General features: G+C 48.6%; 33 protein-coding genes. All 33 read left to right on the top strand.

Annotated elements, in window-relative coordinates; all coding sequences use genetic code 11:
• Window positions 1-6: 6 nt before the first annotated feature.
• The 33 genes from H6F68_RS02370 (at window position 7) to H6F68_RS02210 (ending at window position 22,082) form a co-directional block, all read left to right on the top strand.
• Complete coding sequence (locus H6F68_RS02370) at window positions 7-1,791, top strand: ABC transporter permease subunit (RefSeq protein ID WP_313930001.1); 1,785 nt, start codon at window positions 7-9, stop codon at window positions 1,789-1,791.
• A 563-nt stretch (window positions 1,792-2,354) separates the two neighbouring features.
• On the top strand, window positions 2,355-2,996 hold the full coding sequence (rplC, locus tag H6F68_RS02365; RefSeq protein ID WP_190431458.1) for a 50S ribosomal protein L3: 642 nt from the start codon (window positions 2,355-2,357) through the stop codon (window positions 2,994-2,996).
• 84 nt (window positions 2,997-3,080) lie between these two features.
• Window positions 3,081-3,713, top strand: a complete 633-nt coding sequence (gene rplD / locus H6F68_RS02360; RefSeq protein WP_190431460.1) for a 50S ribosomal protein L4 — start codon at window positions 3,081-3,083, stop codon at window positions 3,711-3,713.
• Window positions 3,706-4,008, top strand: a complete 303-nt coding sequence (locus H6F68_RS02355) for a 50S ribosomal protein L23 (RefSeq protein WP_190431462.1) — start codon at window positions 3,706-3,708, stop codon at window positions 4,006-4,008. Before rplD ends, H6F68_RS02355 begins: the two co-directional genes overlap by 8 nt.
• A gap of 95 nt (window positions 4,009-4,103) precedes the next feature.
• Window positions 4,104-4,967 (top strand): 50S ribosomal protein L2, encoded by an 864-nt coding sequence (gene rplB / locus H6F68_RS02350; protein ID WP_190556164.1) that lies wholly within the window; start codon window positions 4,104-4,106, stop codon window positions 4,965-4,967.
• 90 nt (window positions 4,968-5,057) lie between these two features.
• Complete coding sequence (gene rpsS, locus H6F68_RS02345; RefSeq protein ID WP_190431466.1) at window positions 5,058-5,336, top strand: 30S ribosomal protein S19; 279 nt, start codon at window positions 5,058-5,060, stop codon at window positions 5,334-5,336.
• 97 nt (window positions 5,337-5,433) lie between these two features.
• A complete protein-coding gene (rplV, locus tag H6F68_RS02340; RefSeq protein WP_190431468.1) occupies window positions 5,434-5,790 on the top strand; it encodes a 50S ribosomal protein L22 in 357 nt (118 codons plus the stop codon).
• A gap of 72 nt (window positions 5,791-5,862) precedes the next feature.
• A complete protein-coding gene (gene rpsC, locus H6F68_RS02335) occupies window positions 5,863-6,594 on the top strand; it encodes a 30S ribosomal protein S3 (protein ID WP_190431470.1) in 732 nt (243 codons plus the stop codon).
• 76 nt (window positions 6,595-6,670) lie between these two features.
• Window positions 6,671-7,120, top strand: coding sequence for a 50S ribosomal protein L16 (gene rplP, locus H6F68_RS02330; protein ID WP_190431472.1), 450 nt, complete (start codon window positions 6,671-6,673; stop codon window positions 7,118-7,120).
• Window positions 7,121-7,123: 3 nt separating this feature from the next.
• Window positions 7,124-7,360 carry a 50S ribosomal protein L29 gene (gene rpmC, locus H6F68_RS02325; protein ID WP_190431474.1) on the top strand — a complete coding sequence of 79 codons (237 nt, stop codon included), beginning with the start codon at window positions 7,124-7,126 and terminating at the stop codon, window positions 7,358-7,360.
• A 6-nt stretch (window positions 7,361-7,366) separates the two neighbouring features.
• Window positions 7,367-7,618 (top strand): 30S ribosomal protein S17, encoded by a 252-nt coding sequence (gene rpsQ, locus H6F68_RS02320; protein ID WP_190431477.1) that lies wholly within the window; start codon window positions 7,367-7,369, stop codon window positions 7,616-7,618.
• 17 nt (window positions 7,619-7,635) lie between these two features.
• Window positions 7,636-8,001, top strand: a complete 366-nt coding sequence (gene rplN / locus H6F68_RS02315; protein WP_190431479.1) for a 50S ribosomal protein L14 — start codon at window positions 7,636-7,638, stop codon at window positions 7,999-8,001.
• A complete protein-coding gene (gene rplX / locus H6F68_RS02310) occupies window positions 8,001-8,354 on the top strand; it encodes a 50S ribosomal protein L24 (protein WP_199296068.1) in 354 nt (117 codons plus the stop codon). Before rplN ends, rplX begins: the two co-directional genes overlap by 1 nt.
• A gap of 77 nt (window positions 8,355-8,431) precedes the next feature.
• Window positions 8,432-8,974 carry a 50S ribosomal protein L5 gene (rplE, locus tag H6F68_RS02305; RefSeq protein WP_190431481.1) on the top strand — a complete coding sequence of 181 codons (543 nt, stop codon included), beginning with the start codon at window positions 8,432-8,434 and terminating at the stop codon, window positions 8,972-8,974.
• A gap of 31 nt (window positions 8,975-9,005) precedes the next feature.
• Complete coding sequence (rpsH, locus tag H6F68_RS02300; protein ID WP_190431483.1) at window positions 9,006-9,407, top strand: 30S ribosomal protein S8; 402 nt, start codon at window positions 9,006-9,008, stop codon at window positions 9,405-9,407.
• An 83-nt stretch (window positions 9,408-9,490) separates the two neighbouring features.
• Window positions 9,491-10,030: a 50S ribosomal protein L6 gene (rplF, locus tag H6F68_RS02295; RefSeq protein ID WP_190431485.1), complete on the top strand. Its 540-nt coding sequence runs from the start codon at window positions 9,491-9,493 to the stop codon at window positions 10,028-10,030.
• Window positions 10,027-10,395, top strand: a complete 369-nt coding sequence (rplR, locus tag H6F68_RS02290; RefSeq protein WP_370588066.1) for a 50S ribosomal protein L18 — start codon at window positions 10,027-10,029, stop codon at window positions 10,393-10,395. Before rplF ends, rplR begins: the two co-directional genes overlap by 4 nt.
• Before the next feature lie 111 nt (window positions 10,396-10,506).
• On the top strand, window positions 10,507-11,028 hold the full coding sequence (gene rpsE / locus H6F68_RS02285; RefSeq protein ID WP_190431489.1) for a 30S ribosomal protein S5: 522 nt from the start codon (window positions 10,507-10,509) through the stop codon (window positions 11,026-11,028).
• An 81-nt stretch (window positions 11,029-11,109) separates the two neighbouring features.
• Entirely contained in the window at window positions 11,110-11,562 is a 453-nt protein-coding gene (gene rplO / locus H6F68_RS02280) for a 50S ribosomal protein L15 (RefSeq protein ID WP_190556162.1), read from the top strand.
• Window positions 11,563-11,642: 80 nt separating this feature from the next.
• Window positions 11,643-12,947, top strand: coding sequence for a preprotein translocase subunit SecY (gene secY / locus H6F68_RS02275; protein ID WP_190431493.1), 1,305 nt, complete (start codon window positions 11,643-11,645; stop codon window positions 12,945-12,947).
• The gene (locus tag H6F68_RS02270; RefSeq protein ID WP_190556160.1) at window positions 12,947-13,501 is read left to right on the top strand and encodes an adenylate kinase; all 555 of its coding nucleotides are present in this window, start codon (window positions 12,947-12,949) and stop codon (window positions 13,499-13,501) included. Before secY ends, H6F68_RS02270 begins: the two co-directional genes overlap by 1 nt.
• A gap of 237 nt (window positions 13,502-13,738) precedes the next feature.
• On the top strand, window positions 13,739-13,966 hold the full coding sequence (gene infA / locus H6F68_RS02265) for a translation initiation factor IF-1 (RefSeq protein ID WP_009767978.1): 228 nt from the start codon (window positions 13,739-13,741) through the stop codon (window positions 13,964-13,966).
• 99 nt (window positions 13,967-14,065) lie between these two features.
• Window positions 14,066-14,179 (top strand): 50S ribosomal protein L36, encoded by a 114-nt coding sequence (gene rpmJ, locus H6F68_RS02260; protein WP_071782548.1) that lies wholly within the window; start codon window positions 14,066-14,068, stop codon window positions 14,177-14,179.
• A gap of 76 nt (window positions 14,180-14,255) precedes the next feature.
• Window positions 14,256-14,639: a 30S ribosomal protein S13 gene (gene rpsM, locus H6F68_RS02255; RefSeq protein ID WP_190431496.1), complete on the top strand. Its 384-nt coding sequence runs from the start codon at window positions 14,256-14,258 to the stop codon at window positions 14,637-14,639.
• A gap of 84 nt (window positions 14,640-14,723) precedes the next feature.
• Entirely contained in the window at window positions 14,724-15,119 is a 396-nt protein-coding gene (gene rpsK, locus H6F68_RS02250) for a 30S ribosomal protein S11 (RefSeq protein WP_190431499.1), read from the top strand.
• A 141-nt stretch (window positions 15,120-15,260) separates the two neighbouring features.
• Window positions 15,261-16,208, top strand: a complete 948-nt coding sequence (locus tag H6F68_RS02245) for a DNA-directed RNA polymerase subunit alpha (protein WP_313930014.1) — start codon at window positions 15,261-15,263, stop codon at window positions 16,206-16,208.
• A gap of 113 nt (window positions 16,209-16,321) precedes the next feature.
• The gene (gene rplQ / locus H6F68_RS02240; RefSeq protein WP_190431501.1) at window positions 16,322-16,672 is read left to right on the top strand and encodes a 50S ribosomal protein L17; all 351 of its coding nucleotides are present in this window, start codon (window positions 16,322-16,324) and stop codon (window positions 16,670-16,672) included.
• 20 nt (window positions 16,673-16,692) lie between these two features.
• The gene (truA, locus tag H6F68_RS02235; protein WP_190556158.1) at window positions 16,693-17,589 is read left to right on the top strand and encodes a tRNA pseudouridine(38-40) synthase TruA; all 897 of its coding nucleotides are present in this window, start codon (window positions 16,693-16,695) and stop codon (window positions 17,587-17,589) included.
• A 56-nt stretch (window positions 17,590-17,645) separates the two neighbouring features.
• Window positions 17,646-18,101 (top strand): 50S ribosomal protein L13, encoded by a 456-nt coding sequence (gene rplM, locus H6F68_RS02230; protein WP_190431505.1) that lies wholly within the window; start codon window positions 17,646-17,648, stop codon window positions 18,099-18,101.
• Window positions 18,101-18,514, top strand: a complete 414-nt coding sequence (rpsI, locus tag H6F68_RS02225) for a 30S ribosomal protein S9 (RefSeq protein WP_190431507.1) — start codon at window positions 18,101-18,103, stop codon at window positions 18,512-18,514. Before rplM ends, rpsI begins: the two co-directional genes overlap by 1 nt.
• 118 nt (window positions 18,515-18,632) lie before the next feature.
• Window positions 18,633-18,881: a 50S ribosomal protein L31 gene (rpmE, locus tag H6F68_RS02220; protein WP_190431509.1), complete on the top strand. Its 249-nt coding sequence runs from the start codon at window positions 18,633-18,635 to the stop codon at window positions 18,879-18,881.
• Window positions 18,882-18,974: 93 nt separating this feature from the next.
• Window positions 18,975-20,078, top strand: coding sequence for a peptide chain release factor 1 (gene prfA, locus H6F68_RS02215; RefSeq protein WP_190431511.1), 1,104 nt, complete (start codon window positions 18,975-18,977; stop codon window positions 20,076-20,078).
• 285 nt (window positions 20,079-20,363) lie between these two features.
• On the top strand, window positions 20,364-22,082 hold the full coding sequence (locus H6F68_RS02210; protein WP_190431513.1) for an ABC-F family ATP-binding cassette domain-containing protein: 1,719 nt from the start codon (window positions 20,364-20,366) through the stop codon (window positions 22,080-22,082).
• Window positions 22,083-22,141 lie beyond the last annotated feature (59 nt).

The following is a 22,141-nucleotide window of genomic DNA, read 5'->3' as shown; positions in this document are numbered from 1 at the left end:
TTTGCTGTGTGGCCGACTCGCGATCCCTCCTTCGCTAAACTCTCTACCAAACTACCTCCTCGCCCTTCGCTGTTCAATTCACGAATGCTGTGGGGAGCCGTCTGTTTGGCTGCGATCGCTTGGTCCGTACAACAAACTGGCATTTTCAGCCGTAGCCTCTTCAATCCAGGGGGTTGGGGCTTAGTAGGGCGCTTTCTCGCAGCTAGCTTCCACCCCGATTTCAGCCCAGCTTTTCTTTGGCTTACCTGGCACTCTACACTCACAACTCTGGCTTATGCGGTGTGTGGAACGAGTCTCAGTGTTGTGGTTGGTATGGTTGGGGGGGTACTAGCTTCTGAGGTTTGGTGGCAATCCCTTTTTCCAAGCAAATGTGAAACGGTTCGCTTCCAGTCTTGGGGCAAAAAGCTTCAACGCTGGTCATTTGCCAATCGCGATCGTTGGCCTTGGCTCAGTATTAGAGCGGTGTTGTCGGTGCCACGTGCGATTCATGAAATCATTTGGGGGTTGTTTTTCGTCAACATTTTCGGGTTAGACCCACTCACAGCCGTATTGGCGATTGCCCTTCCCTTCGGCGCAATTACAGCCAAAGTCTTCTCCGAAATTCTGGATGAAACTCCTCGCCAGCCTTTGCTAGCACTGCTAAATAGCGGCGTGTCACCACTGCAAGCATTGACTTATGGCTTAATTCCTCAAGCTTTTCCCAATCTACTCTCTTACACGTTCTACCGATTTGAATGCTCAATTCGTTCGGCGGCTGTCCTAGGAATTATTGGAGCTGGTGGCTTAGGCTATCAAATCTTGCTGAGTCTGCAATCTCTACGCTACGAACAGATGTGGACGCTGTTCTTGGCGCTATTTCTTCTCAACGGCTCCGTTGACTTTTGGAGCGCTCTCTTGCGTCATCGCCTGGGTTTACCGAATCGGCTGGATCTCAATACTCTCAATTTGACTCAGTGCCCCTCTCTGTTTTATCAGCGCGATCCGGTGGTGATTGGTTCTTGGCTGGGGGTGGTGCTATTGCTCCCGTTTTCGTTTTGGTATGTCCAAGCAGATGTCAGCAAGCTTTGGCAACCTCGGACTCTACAGCTCTTGAGCGAAGTACTTCAAACTGCTTGGCCGCCTCATTTAACTGGCATTTCCAGCAGTCAACTTTGGGAATTAGCGACGCAAACCCTGGCGATGTCAATCTTGGCAATGGCGATCGCTGGAGTCGGTGGTGTCCTACTTTCCTTTCCTGCCGCCCACAACTTTTTTTTGCCAGGTGGCCTACTGAATCCCACGAAAACTAATCAAGCCGCCAAATTCTGGAGTCCAACGGGTTTTTTACTGACTCGCTTCTGGTTGCTTGTTAGCCGTGCCATTCCAGCCCCCATTTGGGCTTTGATGTGGCTGTTCGTCTTATTTCCCGGAATCTTACCTGGTGCGATCGCTCTTGGCTTGCATAACTTAGGTATCTTGGGCCGCTTGATGGCTGAGGTGAATGAAAATTTAGATGAGCGACCCTTAAAAGCCCTCAAAGCTCAAGGTGCAGCAGGAGCCCAAGTCTTTCTATATGGCGTCTTGCCTCCCACATTTCCCCGCTTTATCGCTTACATCCTTTACCGTTGGGAAGTGTGTATTCGAGAAACCGTGATTGTGGGGTTAGTCGGTGCGGGCGGCCTCGGTCGATTACTGACAGAACAACTCAGCAGCTTTGACTATCCAGGATTACTAGTCACGTTGAGTTGCTTTATTGGTTTAACATTCGTAGTGGATCTCATTAGCACGACTCTTCGCAAAGCCCTGCGATAGCTTGGTTTTGACTATTAAAGAGTCTTCGTTCTGATGCGGCTTTGCAGGCCAAGCTTAATAAACTGAATCGTTAGATGAACTAATTTTGCAAATTGACTAGACAAGTTCAAACAAATTGTCTAAGATGTTTTATTGTCGCCAAAAAACCGGGCTAACAAATTCTCCCCAGAATTTCAGCAAAGTAAAAGCTTTGCTGCTTTTGTCTCAAAGTTGATAACTCAGACAAAGAGAGATGTTTCTGGGTCCGTTAATTGAGAGTTAAGGTCAGGCTGAGATTGAGTGAACCAAAGCGTGTTAGCATTGGCTTCCGATCAATAGCTTGGCTTGTGCCCTAAGGATACTGAGCGGTTTTGCTTAAGTCCCGGCGAAAGTAGGCAGCGTCAAACCATATTGGTTTGACATTCATCGAAAAAGCTAGCCTTAAATATTGCAGGACTTCCAAGAGAAAGATTCTGTTGATTCAGGTCTTACTCTTGGCTGGTCTCTGACAAGGTTCATCGGAGTTATGAATCATTTTTTGGTTCAGCTCCTTTGTAGTGTGTACAAAAGGGAGACCAGTTGCTGTGTCTGTGGGTATTCTCGGCACCAAACTTGGCATGACTCAGATCTTCGACGAAACGGGGAAAGCAATTCCTGTGACTGTCGTTCAAGCGGGTCCATGCGCTATTACGCAGATTAAAACAGCATCAACCGATGGCTACTCTGCCATTCAGGTTGGCTTTGGCGAAACAAGCCAAAAGGCGCTGAATAAACCTGAACTAGGCCACCTGGCCAAATCGAATGCTACGCCGCTACGCCATCTACAGGAATATCGGCTAGATAATACCAGCGAGTTTGAGCTAGGTCAGCAGATCAAAGCAGACATCTTTTCTGCTGGTCAAATCATCGATGTCATCGGTACTAGTATCGGTCGCGGCTTCGCTGGTTATCAAAAGCGTCATAATTTCGCTCGTGGTCCTATGGCTCACGGTTCTAAAAACCACCGTGCCCCGGGTTCGACGGGAGCTGGTACTACGCCAGGACGCGTTTATCCAGGAAAGCGGATGGCTGGTCGTTTGGGTGGCTCGCAAGTCACGATTCGTAAATTGACAGTGGTTCGCGTAGATGCTGAGCGCAATCTATTGCTGATCAAAGGGGCGGTTCCTGGTAAGCCGGGTGCGTTGCTGAGCATCGTTCCTGCTAAACAAGTAGGTCGTTCAAAGTAAAAGCTCTGTAGGCGTTATGCTGGCTGATCTTGGCTCGCAGGCCATCGCAGACAAGAGGCTACAGGACAGGGATTAAAGAGAGATATGGTTAACTGTGTAGTTCGAGACTGGGAAGGAAAGGAAGTCGGAGAGGCTCCCCTAGACCTCCGCGTTGCAAAAGAAGGGACGGCTTCTCACGTTGTTCACCGAGCATTGGTTCGTCAATTGGCGAATGCTCGTCAAGGAACTGCGAGTACCAAGACCCGTGCAGAAGTGAGTGGAGGGGGTCGTAAGCCCTGGCGGCAGAAGGGTACAGGACGTGCCCGTGCTGGTTCCAATCGTTCTCCCCTGTGGCGGGGTGGTGGTGTCATCTTTGGCCCGAAGCCAAGAGATTACACGATCAAGATGAACCGGAAAGAGCGTCGTTTAGCTTTGAGAACTGCTCTGCAAAGTCGGTTCGAAGATTTGGTGGTTGTGCAGGATTTTGCTGATCAACTGCCTCGGCCGAAAACCAAAGAATTGGTATCCGCGATCGCTCGTTGGGGAATTGAGCCAACAGCTAAAATCCTGTTGATCATGCCTGAGCGTGCCGAAACTGTTTACCTCTCAGCTCGCAACATCCCTAACCTGAGACTCATCTCTGCGTCCAACTTGAATGTCTTCGACATCCTTGCTGCGGATCAGATTTTGACCACAGCATCTGCTCTTACGAAAATCCAGGAGGTCTACGGTGACTAAGGCTAATCCTCGCTCTTTAGCAGATTTGATTCGCCGCCCTCTGGTGACTGAGAAAGCAACTCGATTGCTAGAAGACAACAAATACACCTTTGAAGTTGCTCCTCAAGCAACTAAGCCACAAATCAAGGCGGCGATCGAGGAACTATTTGAAGTTAAAGTCGTGGGTGTCAACACTCAAAGACCTCCCCTCAAGCAGCGTCGAGTTGGTAAGTTTATGGGTCATCGCCCCCAGTACAAGCGGGCGGTCGTAACTTTGGCAGCAGGAGATTCTATTACTCTGTTCCCTGAAGTTTAGGGTTTTCCCTTGTACTGTCGGTAGGGGCGTATTTTGATATGCCCGTACTAGCAACATTGTTGAATGGTCTACTAGTGCAACCAAGAGTTTGAGTTATGGGCATCCGTTCTTATCGGCCATATACCCCTGGAACTCGTCAGCGTACCGTCTCAGACTTCGATGAGATTACACGTAGCGAGCCAGAAAAGTCTTTAACAATTTCAGTTCACCGCGCCAAAGGTCGGAATAACCGAGGTGTAATTACCACTCGCCATCGGGGTGGTGGTCACAAACGCCTCTACCGTATCATCGACTTTCGTCGTGACAAGCGCAGTATTCCAGCGCGGGTTGTATCGATTGAGTACGATCCCAACCGTAATGCTCGCATCGCCCTGCTGCATTACCGTGATGGTGAGAAGCGTTATATTCTCCATCCTTTAGGTCTTAAGGTCGGCACCCTAGTGGTCGCTGGTCCCGACTCACCCATTGAGATTGGTAATGCTCTACCCCTGAGCAATATTCCTCTAGGTACCGGCGTACATAACGTTGAATTGGTGCCAGGAAAAGGTGGGCAAATTGTCCGGGCTGCTGGAGCTATCGCTCAGGTGGTTGCTAAAGAAGGAGCTTATGTCACGCTGAAGCTGCCCTCTGGTGAGGTTCGCCTGATTCGCCGCGAGTGCTATGCCACGATTGGTCAGGTCGGTAATACCGAAGCTAGAAATATCAGCTTGGGTAAAGCAGGCCGCAAGCGCCACTTGGGCCGTAGACCCGAGGTGCGGGGCAGCGTTATGAACCCAGTGGACCACCCCCACGGTGGTGGTGAGGGTCGCGCTCCTATCGGTAGAAGCGGGCCTGTCACTCCTTGGGGTAAGCCAGCTCTAGGCTACAAGACTCGTAAGAAGCGGAAACTGAGCGATGCCTTGATCGTCCGTCGCCGTCGTAAGTCTTCCAAGCGGGGTCGTGGCGGTCGGGAGTCCTAAATCTCTTGGCTTCTGATGTAGGCCCTTAAATAGGGTCTGCATTGACTCTTGGTTAGAACGATTTGTAATCACCGATAGGTTGACTGAGCTATGTCTCGTTCCTTAAAAAAAGGCCCTTTTGTCGCTGACCACTTAATGAGCAAGATTGAAGCGTTGAATGCTAGAGGCGAAAAGCAAGTCATTAAGACTTGGTCTAGAGCTTCCACCATTCTGCCGCAGATGATTGGTCATACGGTGGCGGTTCATAATGGTCGTCAACATGTTCCTGTATATTTGACCGAGCAAATGGTGGGTCACAAACTAGGAGAATTTGCTCCGACTCGCACATTTCGTGGTCACTCTAAGAGTGACAAGAAGGCTCGTCGGTAAAAAGATGTGAGGGTTTAGCCGTTTGCTTCAGCCTGTGAGTTGGAGATTGTAAACCCATTTTGCAGGCTGCTAGCCAGAGGGATAGAAGGGTAAATTTATGGCTGTTGATACTACTGAAGTAAAAGCGATCGCACGCTACATCCGCATGTCCCCCCACAAGGTTCGGCGGGTTCTAGACCAAATCCGGGGTCGGTCTTATCGAGAAGCGCTGATTATTCTGGAATTTATGCCCTATCGGGCTTGTGAGCCTGTACTTAAAGTTTTACGCTCTGCTGTTGCTAATGCTGAGCACAACGCTGGACTTGATCCAGCCACCTTGGTGGTTAGCCAAGCCTTTGCTGACCAAGGTGCTACCTTAAAGCGCTTTAGACCTCGGGCTCAAGGTCGCGCCTATCAAATTCGTAAACCTACCTGCCACATTACTGTAGCGGTTGCGCCTCAAGGGGATGCATAGATAGGACGCTTCTTGGTATCTCTATCCCCTTAACTTAGCTAGCCCTTTACTGCTTTTATCGAGGACGTATTCGTGGGACAGAAAATTCATCCAGTTGGTTTTCGTTTGGGTACAACCCAAGAACACCGCTCCCGCTGGTTCGCTGAACCTAGCCGCTATCCAGAGCTTTTGCAGGAAGACTACAAAATCCGTCAGTTTGTTCAGAAAAATTTGAGCAATGCTGGTATCTCTGAAATTAGAGTTGAACGCAAAGCTGATCAAATCGATCTAGAAATTCGTACCGCTCGCCCTGGCGTAGTCGTGGGACGCGGTGGTACAGGAATCGAATCTCTACGCGCTGGACTGCAAGCTGAATTGGGCAGCAGCGATCGCCAAATCCGCATTAACGTCGTAGAAGTTGCTCGGGTGGATGCAGACGCAGCCTTGATTGCTGAATACATTGGTCAGCAACTAGAGCGCCGAGTTTCCTTCCGTCGAGTGGTACGTCAAGCGATTCAAAGAGCCCAACGAGCCGGGATTGAAGGCATCAGAATTCAAGTGAGTGGTCGCTTGAACGGAGCAGAAATCGCTCGACCAGAATGGACTCGTGAAGGTAGAGTCCCCCTTCATACTTTGCGTGCTGATATTGATTACTCCTATCGCACTGCTCAGACCATTTATGGTGTTTTAGGAATCAAAGTTTGGGTGTTTAAGGGTGAGATTATTCCTGGTCAGGAAGAACCAGCACCCGCAGGCAATACTCAGCCTCGTCGTCGCCAGCAACGCCGCCGTCAGCAATTTGAAGACCGCTCTAACGAAGGTTGATTTGCGAAGTCTGAGTATAGACACAGGATTGCTAAACATCAGCTTTGAGTGATCGCCTACAGATTGGAATCGAACCATGTTAAGTCCAAGAAGAACTAAGTTTAGAAAGCAACAGCGCGGTCGGATGCGCGGTTTGGCGACTAAAGGGAGTGCGCTGAATTTCGGTGATTTTGGGTTGCAGGCACTAGAGCCAGCCTGGATTACTTCCCGCCAAATTGAGGCTAGCCGTCGAGCTATGACTCGCTACATTCGTCGGGGCGGCAAAATCTGGATTCGAATTTTCCCAGACAAGCCTGTAACGATGCGTCCTGCTGAAACCCGGATGGGTTCTGGTAAAGGAAATCCTGAGTTTTGGGTGGCAGTCGTCAAACCCGGTCGCATCATGTTTGAAATTGGTGGGGTAACTGAAGAGACCGCTCGTGAGGCAATGCGTTTAGCTGCCTTCAAACTACCCATCAAAACTAAAGTAGTTGTCCGTCAAGTAGAAGCGGCAGTAGAAGCAGAAGCGCCTGCTGAGGAGTCGTAGAACATGTCTCTTCCCAAGATTGATGAGGTGAAAAACCTCAGTGATGAAGAACTTAACGAAAGAATTTTGGCTGTAAAGCGTCAGTTGTTTGAATTGCGAATGCAGAAAGCAACTCGACAGTTAGAAAAGTCACATCAGTTTAAGCATGCGCGGCACCAGCTGGCTCAACTCATGACAGTGGAAAGAGCGCGCCAGATAGCTGCATCCTCAACCACGCAGTCAGCTACAGAACAGGAGTAGGCGATCATGGCAGTTAAAGAAAGAGTTGGCTTGGTTGTCAGCGACAAAATGGACAAGACAGTAGTTGTGGCGGTAGAGAACAGAGCGCCTCACCCCAAGTACGGCAAAATCATGGTACGCACCAAGCGTTACAAAGCCCATGATGAAGAAAATAAGTGTCATGTGGGCGATCGCGTCCGCATTCGTGAAACTCGACCTCTCAGCCGCACCAAGCGCTGGATTGTCAGTGACATCCTTAACAGTGCTTCACAAGTCTAGAACCAGGGAGACCAGACGTGATTCAACAAGAGTCTTACCTCAATGTGGCTGACAATAGCGGTGCGCGCAAACTGATGTGTATCCGCGTTTTAGGGGGAAACCGCCGTTACGGTGGTGTTGGCGATGTCATTATTGCTGTCGTTAAGGATGCAATTCCTAACATGGCAGTCAAAAAGTCTGATGTGGTCCGCGCTGTGATCGTTCGTACCAAGAAAGGCTTGAGACGCGATAGCGGCATGAGCATTCGCTTTGATGATAATGCTGCTGTCATCATCAACGCCGATGGCAACCCCAGGGGAACTCGCGTATTTGGCCCTGTAGCCCGTGAACTACGCGACAAAAACTTCACCAAAATTGTTTCTCTGGCTCCGGAGGTGCTGTAATGGCAGGCAAAAATCAAGCAACGACGCCAGTTCGTCACAGAATGCATGTGAAGAAAGGCGACACAGTTCAAATCATTGCTGGCAAAGACAAAGGGACGATCGGTGAGGTCTTAAAGACCTATCCTAAGCTCAGCAAAGTAGTGGTTCAAGGGGTTAACGTTAAGACCAAACACGTTAAACCTCAGCAAGAAGGTGAATCAGGCCGTATTGTGACGACTGAAGCGCCAGTTCACAGCTCCAACGTCATGCTGTATTCGACCAAGCAAAAAGTGGCTAGCCGCATTTGCTACACCTTTGACGACAGTGGTCGCAAGGTGCGGATGCTCAAGAAAACTGGCGAGATTATTGACTAGACAAAGTCAAATCTTAATTCCAGGTAAATCACTAGGCTTCATTTCCCTGACAAAGCCCAGGGTAAAAGGACGAAATTATGGCGGGAAAGCTAAAAACAACTTATCAAGAACAAATCGTACCGAAGCTGATGGATCAGTTTGGCTACACTAACATCCATCAAGTGCCGAAACTGGTCAAAGTCACCATCAACCGTGGTCTGGGAGAAGCTTCTCAGAATGCAAAAGCTCTTGAGGCTTCTGTGAATGAAGTCGCAGTCATCACAGGTCAAAAGCCTGTTGTGACTAGAGCCAAGAAGGCGATCGCTGGCTTCAAGATCCGTCAAGGAATGCCTGTCGGTGTCATGGTCACCCTGCGGGGCGATCGCATGTATTCCTTCCTAGAGCGACTAATCAACTTGTCGCTGCCCCGAATTCGTGACTTTCGTGGTATCAGTCCCAAAAGCTTTGATGGCCGTGGTAACTACACTTTGGGTGTGCGAGAGCAACTCATTTTCCCAGAAATTAGTTACGACAGCATCGACCAAATCCGTGGGATGGACATCTCAATCATTACAACTGCAAACAATGACGAGGAGGGCCGCGCCTTACTGAAAGAGATGGGTATGCCCTTTCGGGAGTAATTAAGGCAGACGGTTTCATAAAGAGGGAACTATGGCGGCTAACGACACAATTGCAGACATGCTGACGCGTATTCGTAATGCAAATCTAGCGCGGCATCAGACTACAGAAGTACCAGCAACTAGAATGACTCAAAGTATTGCCAGAGTCCTCAAAGACGAAGGTTTTATCTCTGACTTTGAGGAAGTTGGTGACGGGGTGAAGCGACATTTAGTCATTGCCCTGAAATATAAAGGAAAAAATCGTCGACCTATTATTACAAACTTAAGACGGGTTAGTAAGCCAGGTTTGCGCGTTTACTCCAATCGCAGAGAACTACCGCGCGTGTTAGGCGGCATTGGCATTGCGATCATTTCTACTTCAAGCGGCATTATGACGGATCGTGAGGCACGTCGTAGTGGTGTTGGCGGTGAAGTGCTTTGCTATGTTTGGTAAGCCAATTTACCAAGCAGAATCTTGTCGAGATGCACAGGAAGTCCTAGATCCTGTTCATCTACATCAACCAGGAGTATTCAGTCATGTCTCGCATTGGTAAGCGTCCCATTAGTATTCCTCAGAAAGTGACTGTCACAATTGAGGGGCAGCAGGTTGCGGTTAAAGGACCTAAAGGTGAACTTTCTAGGATTCTACCAAATGAAGTAATTGTAGAGCAGGAAGGTGAAACACTGCTGGTGAAGCGTCGGGATGAATCTCGTGCGGCTCGCCAACGGCATGGTTTGTGCCGCACCTTAGTTTCCAACATGGTAGAAGGTGTTTCTCAAGGATTCCAGCGTCGCCTTGAAATTCAAGGAGTTGGTTACCGGGCTCAAGTTCAAGGGCGTAATTTAGTACTGAGTGTCGGTTATAGCCACCCAGTACAAATTGAGCCCCCTGAAGGTGTGCAGATGGCTGTTGAAAACAACACCAACGTTCTTGTTAGTGGCATCGACAAAGAAATCGTTGGCAACATCGCAGCACGCATTCGAGCTGTTCGTCCACCAGAACCCTATAAGGGCAAAGGTATTCGCTACGCAGGTGAGTTCGTCAGACGCAAGGCTGGCAAAGCAGGGAAGAAATAGATATGAAACTTAGTCGTAAAGAATCAACCCGTCGTCGGCATCGTCGGATTCGACGGGATGTAGTGGGTACAGCAGAACGTCCTCGGCTATCCGTTTTTCGCTCACATCAACATATCTATGCTCAGGTTATTGATGATACTAAGCAACGTACCTTAGCATCTGCTTCAACCTTGGAATCAGACTTAAAGTCGAAGTCAGCGTCTGGCTCTACCTGTGATGCCTCGGTTGAAGTTGGTAGGTTAATTGCTCAGCGATCGCTGGAGCAAGGTATCAAGCAGGTTGTCTTTGATCGAGGTGGCAATCTCTACCACGGTCGGGTTAAAGCTCTGGCAGATGCAGCTCGTGAAGGTGGGCTAGATTTCTAGGCATCCTGTCATTGTCACTGCTCTTTAGAGTTCAGCAAGAGTTTGCTGAGTTACGAGTAAAAAGCTCAAAATTAGATATCGCTTCAGGTTATCAAAACTCAGGACAGAAACATGGCGAATCGTCGTAAAAGCAACCGCACTCGTGAAAAAGAGGCCGACTGGCAAGAGCGAGTTGTGCAAATTCGCCGCGTGACCAAGGTGGTCAAAGGCGGTAAAAAGCTCAGTTTTCGTGCGATCGTTGTTGTTGGTAACGAACGAGGCCAAGTTGGTGTTGGTGTCGGTAAAGCCAGTGACGTGATCGGCGCAGTAAAGAAGGGTGTCGCTGATGGTAAGAAGCATATTGTTGATGTGCCTCTAACTAAAGCCAATTCTATCCCTCACCCTGCAACGGGTGGTGGTGGTGGAGCTAAAGTGATGATGCGCCCTGCTGCACCTGGTACAGGGGTAATTGCCGGGGGTGCTGTCCGTACAGTTCTAGAGTTGGCAGGCGTTCGTAACATCTTAGCCAAACAACTCGGCTCCGGTAATCCGCTAAGCAATGCTAGAGCTGCGGTTGAAGCCTTGGGGACTTTACGAACCTTCTCAGAAGTAGCTGAAGAACGCGGCATTCCTATCGAAAATCTCTACGCTTAAACCGTTTTCAACTGACGGTTTGGCTGCTGTAAAGCACACGGCGCGATCGCGTTTGTACAAGTTGTTAACGGACTTAGAATCATGAGACTAGAAGATGCTCATCCCCAACCGGGCTCTAAGAAGCGCGGTCGTCGCGTTGGGAGAGGAATTGCTGCTGGACAAGGCGCTAGCTGTGGCTTTGGTATGCGTGGTCAGAAGTCGAGATCAGGAAGTGGCACACGTCCTGGCTTTGAAGGGGGACAAATTCCTCTCTACCGTCGCTTGCCCAAGTTAAAGCACTTTACTGTAATCAATCGTGAGCAATACACCACGATTAATGTCAGTAAACTAGCCTCTTTACCAGCAAATACGGAAGTTACTTTAGGTTCCTTATTAGAACTAGGTTTACTGACGTCTGATGATGGTCCCCTAAAAGTGCTAGGGGATGGTGAACTGAATGTTTCTCTGAAAGTTCAGGCAGCAGCCTTTACTAAATCTGCTAGAGCAAAGATTGAAGCTGCAGGCGGTAGCTGCGAAGCATTAGAGGCTGAATAAGGTTTAGCATGAGTGCAGGAGCGATTTTGATTAAGATTGCTTCTGCAACACTGCATTTAGCTTTGTAGAGGGAGCCCTTCATGGTTGTTAGCCGGGACAAAACTCCAAGCGCCCAAGAAACTTTCGCCCAAATGGCTCAAGCTGCTGGTCTAAGAAGCCGGCTGCTTTTAACTATTGGCTTGTTAATCTTAGTTCGCTTGGGCATTTTTATTCCTGTACCAGGAATTGACCGAGTCGCATTTGCTCAAAATATTCAGAATAACCAAGCGTTAGGCTTCCTGGATTTATTTGCCGGAGGCGGACTAATGGCGCTTGGTATCTTTGCGTTAGGTATTCTACCTTTCATTAATGCTTCTATTATTCTGCAATTGCTGACCGCAGCAATTCCTGCGCTAGAAGATTTACAAAAAAATGAAGGAGAGGCTGGGCGACGCAAAATCTCCCAGGTTACCCGTTACGTTGCTTTGGGTTGGGCCATTATTCAAAGTGTTGGGATTACAGTCGGTCTGATTAAACCGTTTGCCGAAAACTGGGGCCCCTTCTTTGTAGTTCAGACAGTTCTGGCTTTGACCGCAGGCTCAATGTTTGTCATGTGGGCGGGCGAAGTAATCACCGAACGGGGCATTGGTAACGGTGCTTCCCTCCTAATTTTTCTAAACATTGTTTCTGGCTTGCCTAGATCTCTAGGGCAGACGATCGAGCTTGCTCAAGGTGGCGATCGCAACATTGTGGGCGGTGTCATTATTCTGCTCCTAGTTTTCCTGGCAATGATTGTGGGAATTGTCTTTGTCCAAGAAGGCACACGCCGCATTCCCATCATTTCAGCTCGTCGTCAAGTGGGACGGCGCATGTACTTAGAGAAGAGCAGCTACTTGCCTTTGCGGCTCAATCAAGGCGGCGTTATGCCGATCATTTTTGCGTCTGCTGTGCTAACTTTGCCAGCTTTCTTGACACAGGTTATTAAGAATCAAGCGTTTAGTCAGTTTATCAGCACCTATCTCAGTCCTACTTCTTGGCTGCATGTGGTGTTGTATCTTGTACTGATCGTATTCTTCAGCTATTTCTACTCTTCCTTAATTGTGAATCCTGTAGATATGGCTCAAAACCTGAAGAAGATGGGAGCTAGTATTCCCGGTATTCGTCCTGGTAGAGCTACTAGCGAATATGTGGAGCGAGTCATCAACAGATTGACTTTTCTGGGCGCTATCTTCTTGGGCTTAGTAGCCACGATTCCAACCGCTGTCGAAAGTGCGACTCGAGTACCTACATTCCGTGGCTTAGGAGCAACTTCTCTGCTGATCCTAGTAGGAGTAGCGATTGACACAGCGAAACAGATTCAAACTTATGTGATCTCTCAGCGATACGAAGGAATGGTGAAGCAATAGTGACGCGATTGATCTTCCTGGGGCCACCGGGAGCGGGTAAGGGAACTCAAGCACAAGTCTTGGCAAATCTCTTGAATATTCCCCATATTTCTACGGGTGATATCCTGCGAGATAATGTCGCTCGCCAGAGTGATCTAGGGCTTAAAGCCCAGTCCTATATGGACCAAGGGGAGCTGGTTCCCGACCAGTTAATTCTGGATATGATCCAGGCAAGATTAAGCCAAGAAGATACAGCGACTGGCTGGATTCTTGATGGCTTTCCTCGTAATGTTGCACAGGCTGGATTTCTAGATGAGCTGCTTACGAAGATTAATTCTTCCTACGATCGCGTAATTAGCCTAGAAGTCCCAGATGAAGTTTTAGTAGAGCGCTTGCTGAAGCGGTTACGCAAAGATGATACGGAAGAGGTGATTCGGCATCGCTTAGCCGTTTACCACGCGCAAACAGCTCCACTAATTAGCTTCTACCGCGATCGCCAGCAACTCGTGTCCGTCAACGGTAATCAACCTATGGAAGCAGTTGCTGATGCCTTGCAAGCAGCCGTGAAAGTGTGATTTTTACGTTTTCGGTTCACTCAATAACTGCCGAATAACTATAGTGATTGCAATAGATATCAATCGCTGTGATCAGAATGAGTGGGCTTTTTAATTACCGACAGCCGCGTTCTAGATTTGATAGCCTGTTAATGAAGGGTTAATTATCTATACTCAGAATGTCTTGATTCTGAGATAGACAATTAACCTGTCTTTGTGTCTTTGAACCTAAACAAACCAATTTTGAGGAGAAGTGAATTGTCTAAACAAGATCTGATCGAAATGGAAGGAACCGTTACAGAGTCTTTGCCTAATGCTATGTTTCGCGTTGACTTAGACAACGGATTTAACGTTCTCGCCCATATCTCTGGGAAGATTCGTCGCAATTACATCAAGATTTTGCCTGGCGATCGCGTCAAAGTAGAATTGACTCCCTACGACCTCACCAAAGGTCGCATCACCTACCGTTTGCGCAATAAAAAATAAGAGGCATAACTTTAGCAAAAGTTATTGTCAAAAAAATGTTTGACGCAAATTATAAGAATTTGATATAATATCACTTTTGTAGTGCTGCCGAGACAAGGCATGAAAGTTCGAGCATCTGTCCGGAAAATTTGTGAGAAGTGCCGCGTGATTCGCCGTCGCGGTCGGGTGATGGTGATCTGCTCCAATCCAAAACACAAGCAGCGCCAAGGTTAACTCACCCATCTTATGTAGATGCTAGCCAGCATCGTTGAAGACCACAGCAGGAAAGCAAAACTAGGGAGTAGAAGACGTGGCACGGATTGCCGGGGTAGACCTTCCTCGCGATAAACGCGTTGAGATTGGTCTGACTTACATTTATGGGATTGGACTAACGCGATCCAAGGAAGTCTTGGCTGCGACAGGTGTGAACCCTGATACGCGAGTCAAGGATTTGAGCGACGCTGATGTTGCTGCCCTCAGAGAGACCGTAGAAACCAACTACGAGATTGAGGGCGACCTAAGACGCTTAGAAGCGATGAACATCAAGCGGTTGATGGACATCGGCACTTACAGAGGGCGTCGCCACCGCATGGGCCTACCAGTGCGTGGCCAAAGAACTCGTACGAATGCTCGTACTCGTCGTGGTGGTCGTCGCACCGTTGCCGGTAAAAAGAAGGCTCCTAGCAAGAAATAATTACCCCATGAAGTGCGTAGCTACGCACTTCTGGCATTGTCGTAATTCATTAAGCAAGTCAACACTTCAATCTAAGAAACTCATATGGCGCGACAACCGACCAAAAAATCTGGACCCCGTAAACAAAAGCGGAATGTACCCAGTGGTGTGGCTCATATCCAATCAACGTTCAACAACACCATTGTTACCATCACTGACACAATCGGTGAGGTAATTTCTTGGGCATCTTCAGGCTCAAGTGGCTTCAAAGGAGCTAAGAAAGGAACACCCTTCGCAGCCCAGACTGCGGCAGAAAGTGCAGCTCGACGAGCTACCGATCAAGGCATGCGCCAAATTGAGGTCATGGTTAGTGGTCCTGGAGCTGGCCGCGAAACCGCCATCCGAGCCCTTCAAGCTGTTGGATTGGAAATTACTCTAATTCGAGATGTAACTCCAATTCCTCATAACGGTTGCCGTCCGCCTAAGCGTCGCCGTGTTTAACTTTGATTTGAGTCGCTAGGGAACTTCAGCTCTCAGTTAAGCTGAAACGTTTTGGCTCCGTACTGACGACTGAGCATTTGTGCAGGGTTTTGGATTAGGAAGGCTATGCCTTCCGGGGATATGGAGAAGGGAGGTCGCTCCGTGGCGCAGTTTCAGGTTGAGTGTGTAGAGTCTAATACTGAAAACGATCAGAGTCAGTACAGTAGGTTCGTTCTGGAACCCCTTGAGCGTGGTCAAGGAACTACGGTTGGGAATGCTCTTAGACGAGTTTTGCTATCTAACTTAGAGGGATCGGCAGTTACATCTGTTCGGATTGCAGGCGTAAATCACGAATTCGCAACTATTCCAGGTGTTCGGGAAGATGTCTTGGATATTCTGCTCAATATGAAGCAGATTGTTCTTAAGAGCTATTCTTCTCAGCCTCAACTGGGTAGATTGTTGGTGCATGGTCCTGCAACCGTTACAGCTGCTCAGTTTGATCTACCGTCTGAAGTAGAGTTGGTAAACCCCGATCAGTATGTTGCTACGCTTTCTACAGGGGCAACCCTGGAAATGGAGTTTAGAGCTGAGCGTGGCAAAGGGTACCGAGCTGTTGATCGTGGACGTGATGAGGCGGCTGCGCTAGATTTCCTCCACATTGATGCAGTCTTCATGCCTGTTCGGAAGGTGAACTATAGCGTTGAAGACGCTCGCGTAGGTGGTTCACTCGAAAAAGACCGACTGATTATGGAGGTCTGGACAGACGGAAGCTTAACGCCGCAGGAAGCGCTGAGCCAAGCTGCAAATATTTTGGTTGACCTGTTCAATCCTCTTAAGGACATCACCTTTGAGCCAATGGACAAAGATGAGTTCCCGGATGAGGATCCGATTGGTCAGGTTGCCATTGAAGAATTACAGCTTTCAGTACGGGCTTACAACTGTCTGAAGCGGGCTCAGATTAATACTGTTGCAGACCTGCTGGATTACAGCCAGGAAGATTTGCTAGAAATCAAGAACTTTGGCCAAAAATCTGCTGAAGAAGTGATTGAAGCGCTGCAACAACGGATGGGTATTACCCTGCCGCAAGAAAAGTCTGCAAAGACTAGTTAATGGACCAGGCTGGTCTTTCGCGGTCAATTTGACCTATCCTTGCAATTCAGACTTTGGTATTCACAAAACTGAAGTCTGAAATTAATTAGGCTGTTTACTTCCTACAGAATGTCATGCGTCACCGTTGTCGTGTTCATCAACTTGGCAAGCCTGCCGATCAACGTCGAGCGCTATTAAGAGCGCTTGCAACTGAAGTTATCCGCAATGGTCGGATCACAACCACTAAAACTCGAGCTAAAGCAGTTCGATCTGAAGTGGAGCATATGATTACTTTGGCTAAGGATGGTTCCCTAGCAGCTCGTCGCCGAGCTCTAGGTTATCTTTATGACAAGCAGTTGGTTCATGCCCTGTTTGAACAAGCGAGTACTCGGTATGGCAATCGCCAGGGTGGCTATACCCGGATTTTGCGTACTGTTTCACGCCGAGGAGATAATGCTGATATGGCGATTATCGAGCTGACTTGATCAGGACACTTTGAGATCTCATGTCCTCTGCACTGCCTCTGTCACCCGATACTTTGGATTCGGTCGCTGGGCTAAAGCCAAAAACATTCCAGCGAGTTGCCCTGGTAATTCAATACCTGGGCACTCATTTTCATGGTTGGCAACGTCAGGCTCGGCATCGGACAGTGCAAGAAGAGATTGAAAAGGCTCTGGAGTCGGTGCTAGAACGCCCAGTTATTCTCTTTGGAGCAGGTAGGACTGATTCTGGAGTTCATGCTGCTGCTCAAGTGGCTCATTTCGATGTCCATGATTCAGCGATCCCAGCCTGTCGCTGGGCTTCTATTCTCAACTCGCGTCTGCCAAAAGACATCTTGATTCGGGCCTCGGTAGCAGTGGATGCAGACTGGCACGCTCGATTTTCAGCTTCCTGGCGACGCTATCGTTACACCCTGTATACCGATTCGGTGCCTAACCTGTTTGTGCAGTCATTTGCCTGGCATTACTACTATGCTCCCCTGGATGACTTGCTGATGCGGGAAGCCCTCAATCCTCTGCTAGGCCGACATCACTTAGCTGCTTTTCACCGCGCTGGATCTAAGCGGGCCCACTCTTGGGTTGAAGTTCAAGATGTGACTTGTCAGCGCCAAGGGCCAATGGTTCATGTAGAGATTCAAGCAAGTGGTTTCTTGTATGGCATGGTGCGCTTATTGATGGGCTTGTTAGTAGAAGTTGGTAAGGGGACGCGATCGCCAGAGGAATTCACAGAGCTTTGGCAGGCTGAGCGTCGAGACCAAGTCAAGTATGCTGCGCCTCCTCAAGGGCTTTGCCTCCTGAGAGTGGGATATCCCCAATCTCCTTTTCCACCCGATATTTGGTTTGATACTCAACCAAAGTTGGTTCTGCCAACAACGGCTGTTTCAGAACACTGCTTAATTTGAGCGCCGCTGAAGGCCTTCTGTAGATTCATCCCTTTGTCAAGGATACAAAGACCTCTATGAACAAAACCTATCTTCCTCCTCAGGATACTTTAGACCGCAAATGGTACGTTGTAGATGCTGCTGATAAGCGTCTAGGCCGCCTTGCTAGCGAAATTGCGATGGTGTTACGGGGTAAGAACAAACCAACCTACACCCCATCCATGGACACGGGCGACTTTGTGATTGTGGTGAATGCAGACAAAGTTGCTGTGACTGGTAAAAAGCGGAGCCAGAAGCTATATCGCCGCCATTCTGGCCGTCCGGGGGGCATGAAGACCGAAACTTTTGCTAAGTTGCAAGCTCGCGTACCAGAGAGAATTGTTGAGCAGGCTGTGCGGGGCATGTTGCCAAAGAATACTTTGGGTCGTCAGCTATTTACAAAGCTCAAAGTCTATGCAGGACCGGAGCACCCCCATGCGGCTCAGCAGCCTGAAGTATTAAATATTCAAACCATTCCTGGAGGAGAGAAGTAATGCAAGCAATTGAACAGAGCGATCGCGTTGTTTACTGGGGCACAGGCCGTCGTAAGTCTGCCGTGGCGCGAGTCCGTTTAGTTCCAGGTAATGGTCAGCTAGTGATCAATGGCAAACCTGGAGATTTGTACCTGCAATTCAATCCAGCCTACCTGTCTGTTGCCAAGGCTCCCTTGGAGACGTTGGGTTTGGAAAACGAATACGACATTCTTGTCAACGCTGAAGGTGGGGGTTTGACAGGTCAAGCCGACTCTATTCGCTTAGGCGTAGCGCGTGCTTTATGCCAGCTCGATCCAGAAAATCGGAAACCTCTGAAGATTGAAGGGTACCTCACCCGTGATCCCCGGGCTAAAGAGCGGAAGAAATACGGTCTGCGTAAGGCTCGGAAAGCACCTCAGTTCTCCAAGCGTTAACCATTTTCTCAGCATTCCTGGTCCGGGAATGTTTTTCATCCCTAGCTTCAGCCTCTACCAGTGAGAAGCTAAGAGCTAAAATTTGTATAGAGCATAGCCAAGTTAGAGAGAAAGAGTCATGCCTAAGTCAGAGATTCATCCTGAGTGGTACCCAGAGGCTAAAGTGTACTGCAATGGGGAAGTAGTAATGACCGTGGGGTCTACTAAGCCAGAGTTGCATGTTGATGTTTGGTCTGGTAACCACCCGTTCTACACCGGTACTCAAAAGATTATTGATACAGAGGGTCGGGTAGAGCGCTTCCTGCGTAAGTACGGCATGATGGATGGCCAAGCAGACCAAGACACAGCTCAAACGAAGAAGAAATAGATAGGTGCTTAGTTGGTATCGCCCTGGATGAGCTGCTAGGGCGTTTAACTTTTTTCTAAACACCTCTCTTTTGTGTGAAGCGGAAGCTGTTCTATGGCCGAAACCTACCTGTTAGATAAATTAAGATCCGTTGAGCAAACCTTCAATGAGTTAACCCGTCGGCTGGCTGACCCGGATGTTGCAACTGACCCGAATGAGTTTCAGCGGGTAGCAAAAGCACGTTCATCCATGGAAGAAGTGGTCAACACCTATGATGATTGGAAGGCAACTCAAGAAGAGCTGGTAGGAGCTCGTCAGGTTTGGAAGGAAACGGCGAGTGATCCAGAGCTGCAAGAAATGGCGGCTTTGGAGGTGGAAGAACTAGAAGCAAAAACCGAACAGCTAGAGCGCCGCCTCAAGATTTTGTTGCTACCTCGTGATCCCAATGATGACAAGAACATCATGCTGGAGATTCGAGCCGGAACTGGGGGAGACGAAGCCAGCATCTGGGCAGGTGATTTGGTGCGGATGTACTCACGTTATGCTGAAGGCCAAAACTGGCGAGTCAAGCTAGTGAGTGAGTCTACGGCGGATATGGGAGGCTTCAAGGAAGCTGTTCTGGAGATCCAAGGTGAACAAGTTTACAGCAAGTTAAAGTTTGAAGCAGGAGTGCACCGAGTTCAGCGGGTGCCTTTGACAGAAGCTTCGGGCCGTGTGCATACCTCAACTGCAACGGTGGCAATTATGCCAGAAGTTGATGAAGTGGAAGTTCACATTGATCCCAAAGAGATTGAGCTAACCACAGCTCGTTCTGGTGGAGCAGGTGGACAGAACGTCAACAAGGTAGAGACAGCGGTTGACTTGTTTCACAAACCGACGGGAATTCGCATTTTTTGTACTGAGGAGCGATCGCAGCTACAAAACCGCGAGCGAGCCATGCAAATTCTGCGCGCGAAGTTGTATGAGATGAAGTTGCGAGAACAGCAAGAGGCAGTAACCTCTATGCGACGCTCTCAAGTAGGAACTGGCTCTCGGTCTGAAAAAATTCGCACTTACAACTACAAAGACAACCGAGTTACAGACCATCGTCTTGGTCAAAACTTTACCTTATCGCCGCTCCTAGAAGGGGATTTAGAGTTGTTAATTCAGACCTGTATTGGTCAGGATCAGCAGGAACGTTTAGAAGAGTTGGCAGCTTCAACTTCTACATCTGCCTAAGTTGGTTAGAGTTGAGAAAAGCACGAGTGGCTCAGTCACGCCTGTACTGTTAGTAATGAAACGGTACAGGCGTTTAGCTTTTTCAGTTGTTAGAAAAATTGAATAGAGCGTGACTGTTAAATTCTGATGATTTAGTTTTATAGGGATCGAACTTACGGATGTAAAGGATCGTTGACCGCCAACTATAATTAAATTTTGTTGCAGATTCACCTTGGCGATCGCTGGGAAAACTGCACTCCTGCCTCATACTCAATCTCCCTACCCTACCTGCCTTGGAGGCTCTGAATGCTACGGTTAGAGCGTATTAGCAAAATTTACCCCACTGGCGAAGTTCTAAAGGATGTTAGCTGGGAGGTCAAACCGGGCGATCGCATTGGTTTAGTTGGGGTAAACGGGGCAGGAAAATCGACCCAGTTAAAGATTATTGCAGGGGAGATGGAGCCGACGACGGGTGAGATTATCCGACCTTCTAGCTTACGGATTGCTCATCTCACCCAAGAGTTTGATGTGAATCCATCTCGGACTGTCCGAGAAGAGATGTGGCAAGCTTTTGAAGAGGCGAACCAAGCTCATACGGCATTGTCAGAAATCCATCGGCAAATGGAAACTGCCACTCCAGAAGAACTAGACGTGCTGATCCGCAAGATGGATCGGTTCCAACGGCAGTTTGAGGCCCTGGATGGCTACGGCTTGGAAGCGCAAATCGAGAAAATTCTACCAGAGATCGGTTTTGAACCCGAGGATGGCGATCGCTTAGTCAGCGCCTTTAGCGGGGGTTGGCAGATGCGGATGAGTTTGGGCAAAATCTTGCTCCAGTCGCCTGATCTCTTGCTACTAGACGAGCCGACGAACCACCTAGATCTAGAAACGATTGAGTGGTTGGAAACTTACCTTAAAGGGCTGACCACGCCGCTGGTGATTGTTTCGCATGACCGAGAGTTTTTAGATCGCCTCTGCACTCAGATTGTAGAAACGGAGCGCGGAGTTTCTACCACCTACTTGGGAAACTACTCCGCTTATTTACAGCAGAAATCTGAGCTGCGCGATGCTCAACTCAGTGCCTACGAGCGTCAGCAAAAAGAGCTTGATAAGCAGCAAACTTTTGTGGATCGTTTCCGTGCTAGTGCAACTCGTAGCACTCAGGCTAAGAGCCGTGAAAAGCAATTAGAAAAAATAGAGCGGATCGAAGCTCCCACTGGGGATGTGCGAACCCTCCATTTCCGGTTCCCCCCTGCTCCCCGCAGTGGTCGAGAAGTAGTGATGATTGAAGATTTAGTCCATACCTATGACGAGAAGATCCTCTTTCTAGGGGCAGAACTGCTGATCGAACGGGGCGATCGCGTAGCTTTCCTGGGGCCAAATGGAGCTGGCAAATCGACAGTTCTCCGCATCATTATGGGCATGGAGCAGGCGACTGAGGGTAGCGTTAAGTTAGGGGATCATAACGTTATTCCCAGCTACTTTGAGCAAAATCAAGCTGAAGCACTGGACCTTAATAAGACTGTCATGGAAACCATTCATGACGAGGTTCCTGACTGGAAAAATGAGGAAGTTCGGACATTGTTAGGGCGATTTCTATTTAGTGGAGACACCGTTTATAAGCGAGTAGAAGCATTGAGCGGCGGCGAGAAAGCCCGTCTAGCTCTGGCTAAGATGCTTTTGCGTCCTGCTAATCTGCTGATTTTAGATGAGCCTACCAATCACCTCGATATTCCAGCTAAAGAAATGCTAGAAGAGGCGCTGCAAAACTATGATGGGACGGCAATTATTGTTTCGCACGATCGCTATTTCATCTCCCAAGTCGCTAACAAAATTGTGGAAATTCGAGACGGAGAATTTCGAGTTTATTTAGGAGATTATCACTACTATTTAGATAAGGTTGCTGAAGAAAAAGAAAAGGATCAGCTCGCTGCCATTGAAGCTGAAAAAGCGGCCAAAGTAGCAGCAAAACGGGAAAAGCAAAAAGAGAAAGAGAAGGCTAAAAAAACGCAGGCTCAAGCTTAATCCAGAACTACATCAGATTCTTGTGGCATCAGCAATTTTAGATTCAAAACTCGATGGTA

Origin of the sequence: Trichocoleus sp. FACHB-262 (assembly GCF_014696035.1) — a bacterium.
GTDB lineage: Bacteria > Cyanobacteriota > Cyanobacteriia > FACHB-46 > FACHB-46 > Trichocoleus.
This window is presented reverse-complemented; position numbering and strand designations above follow the sequence as displayed.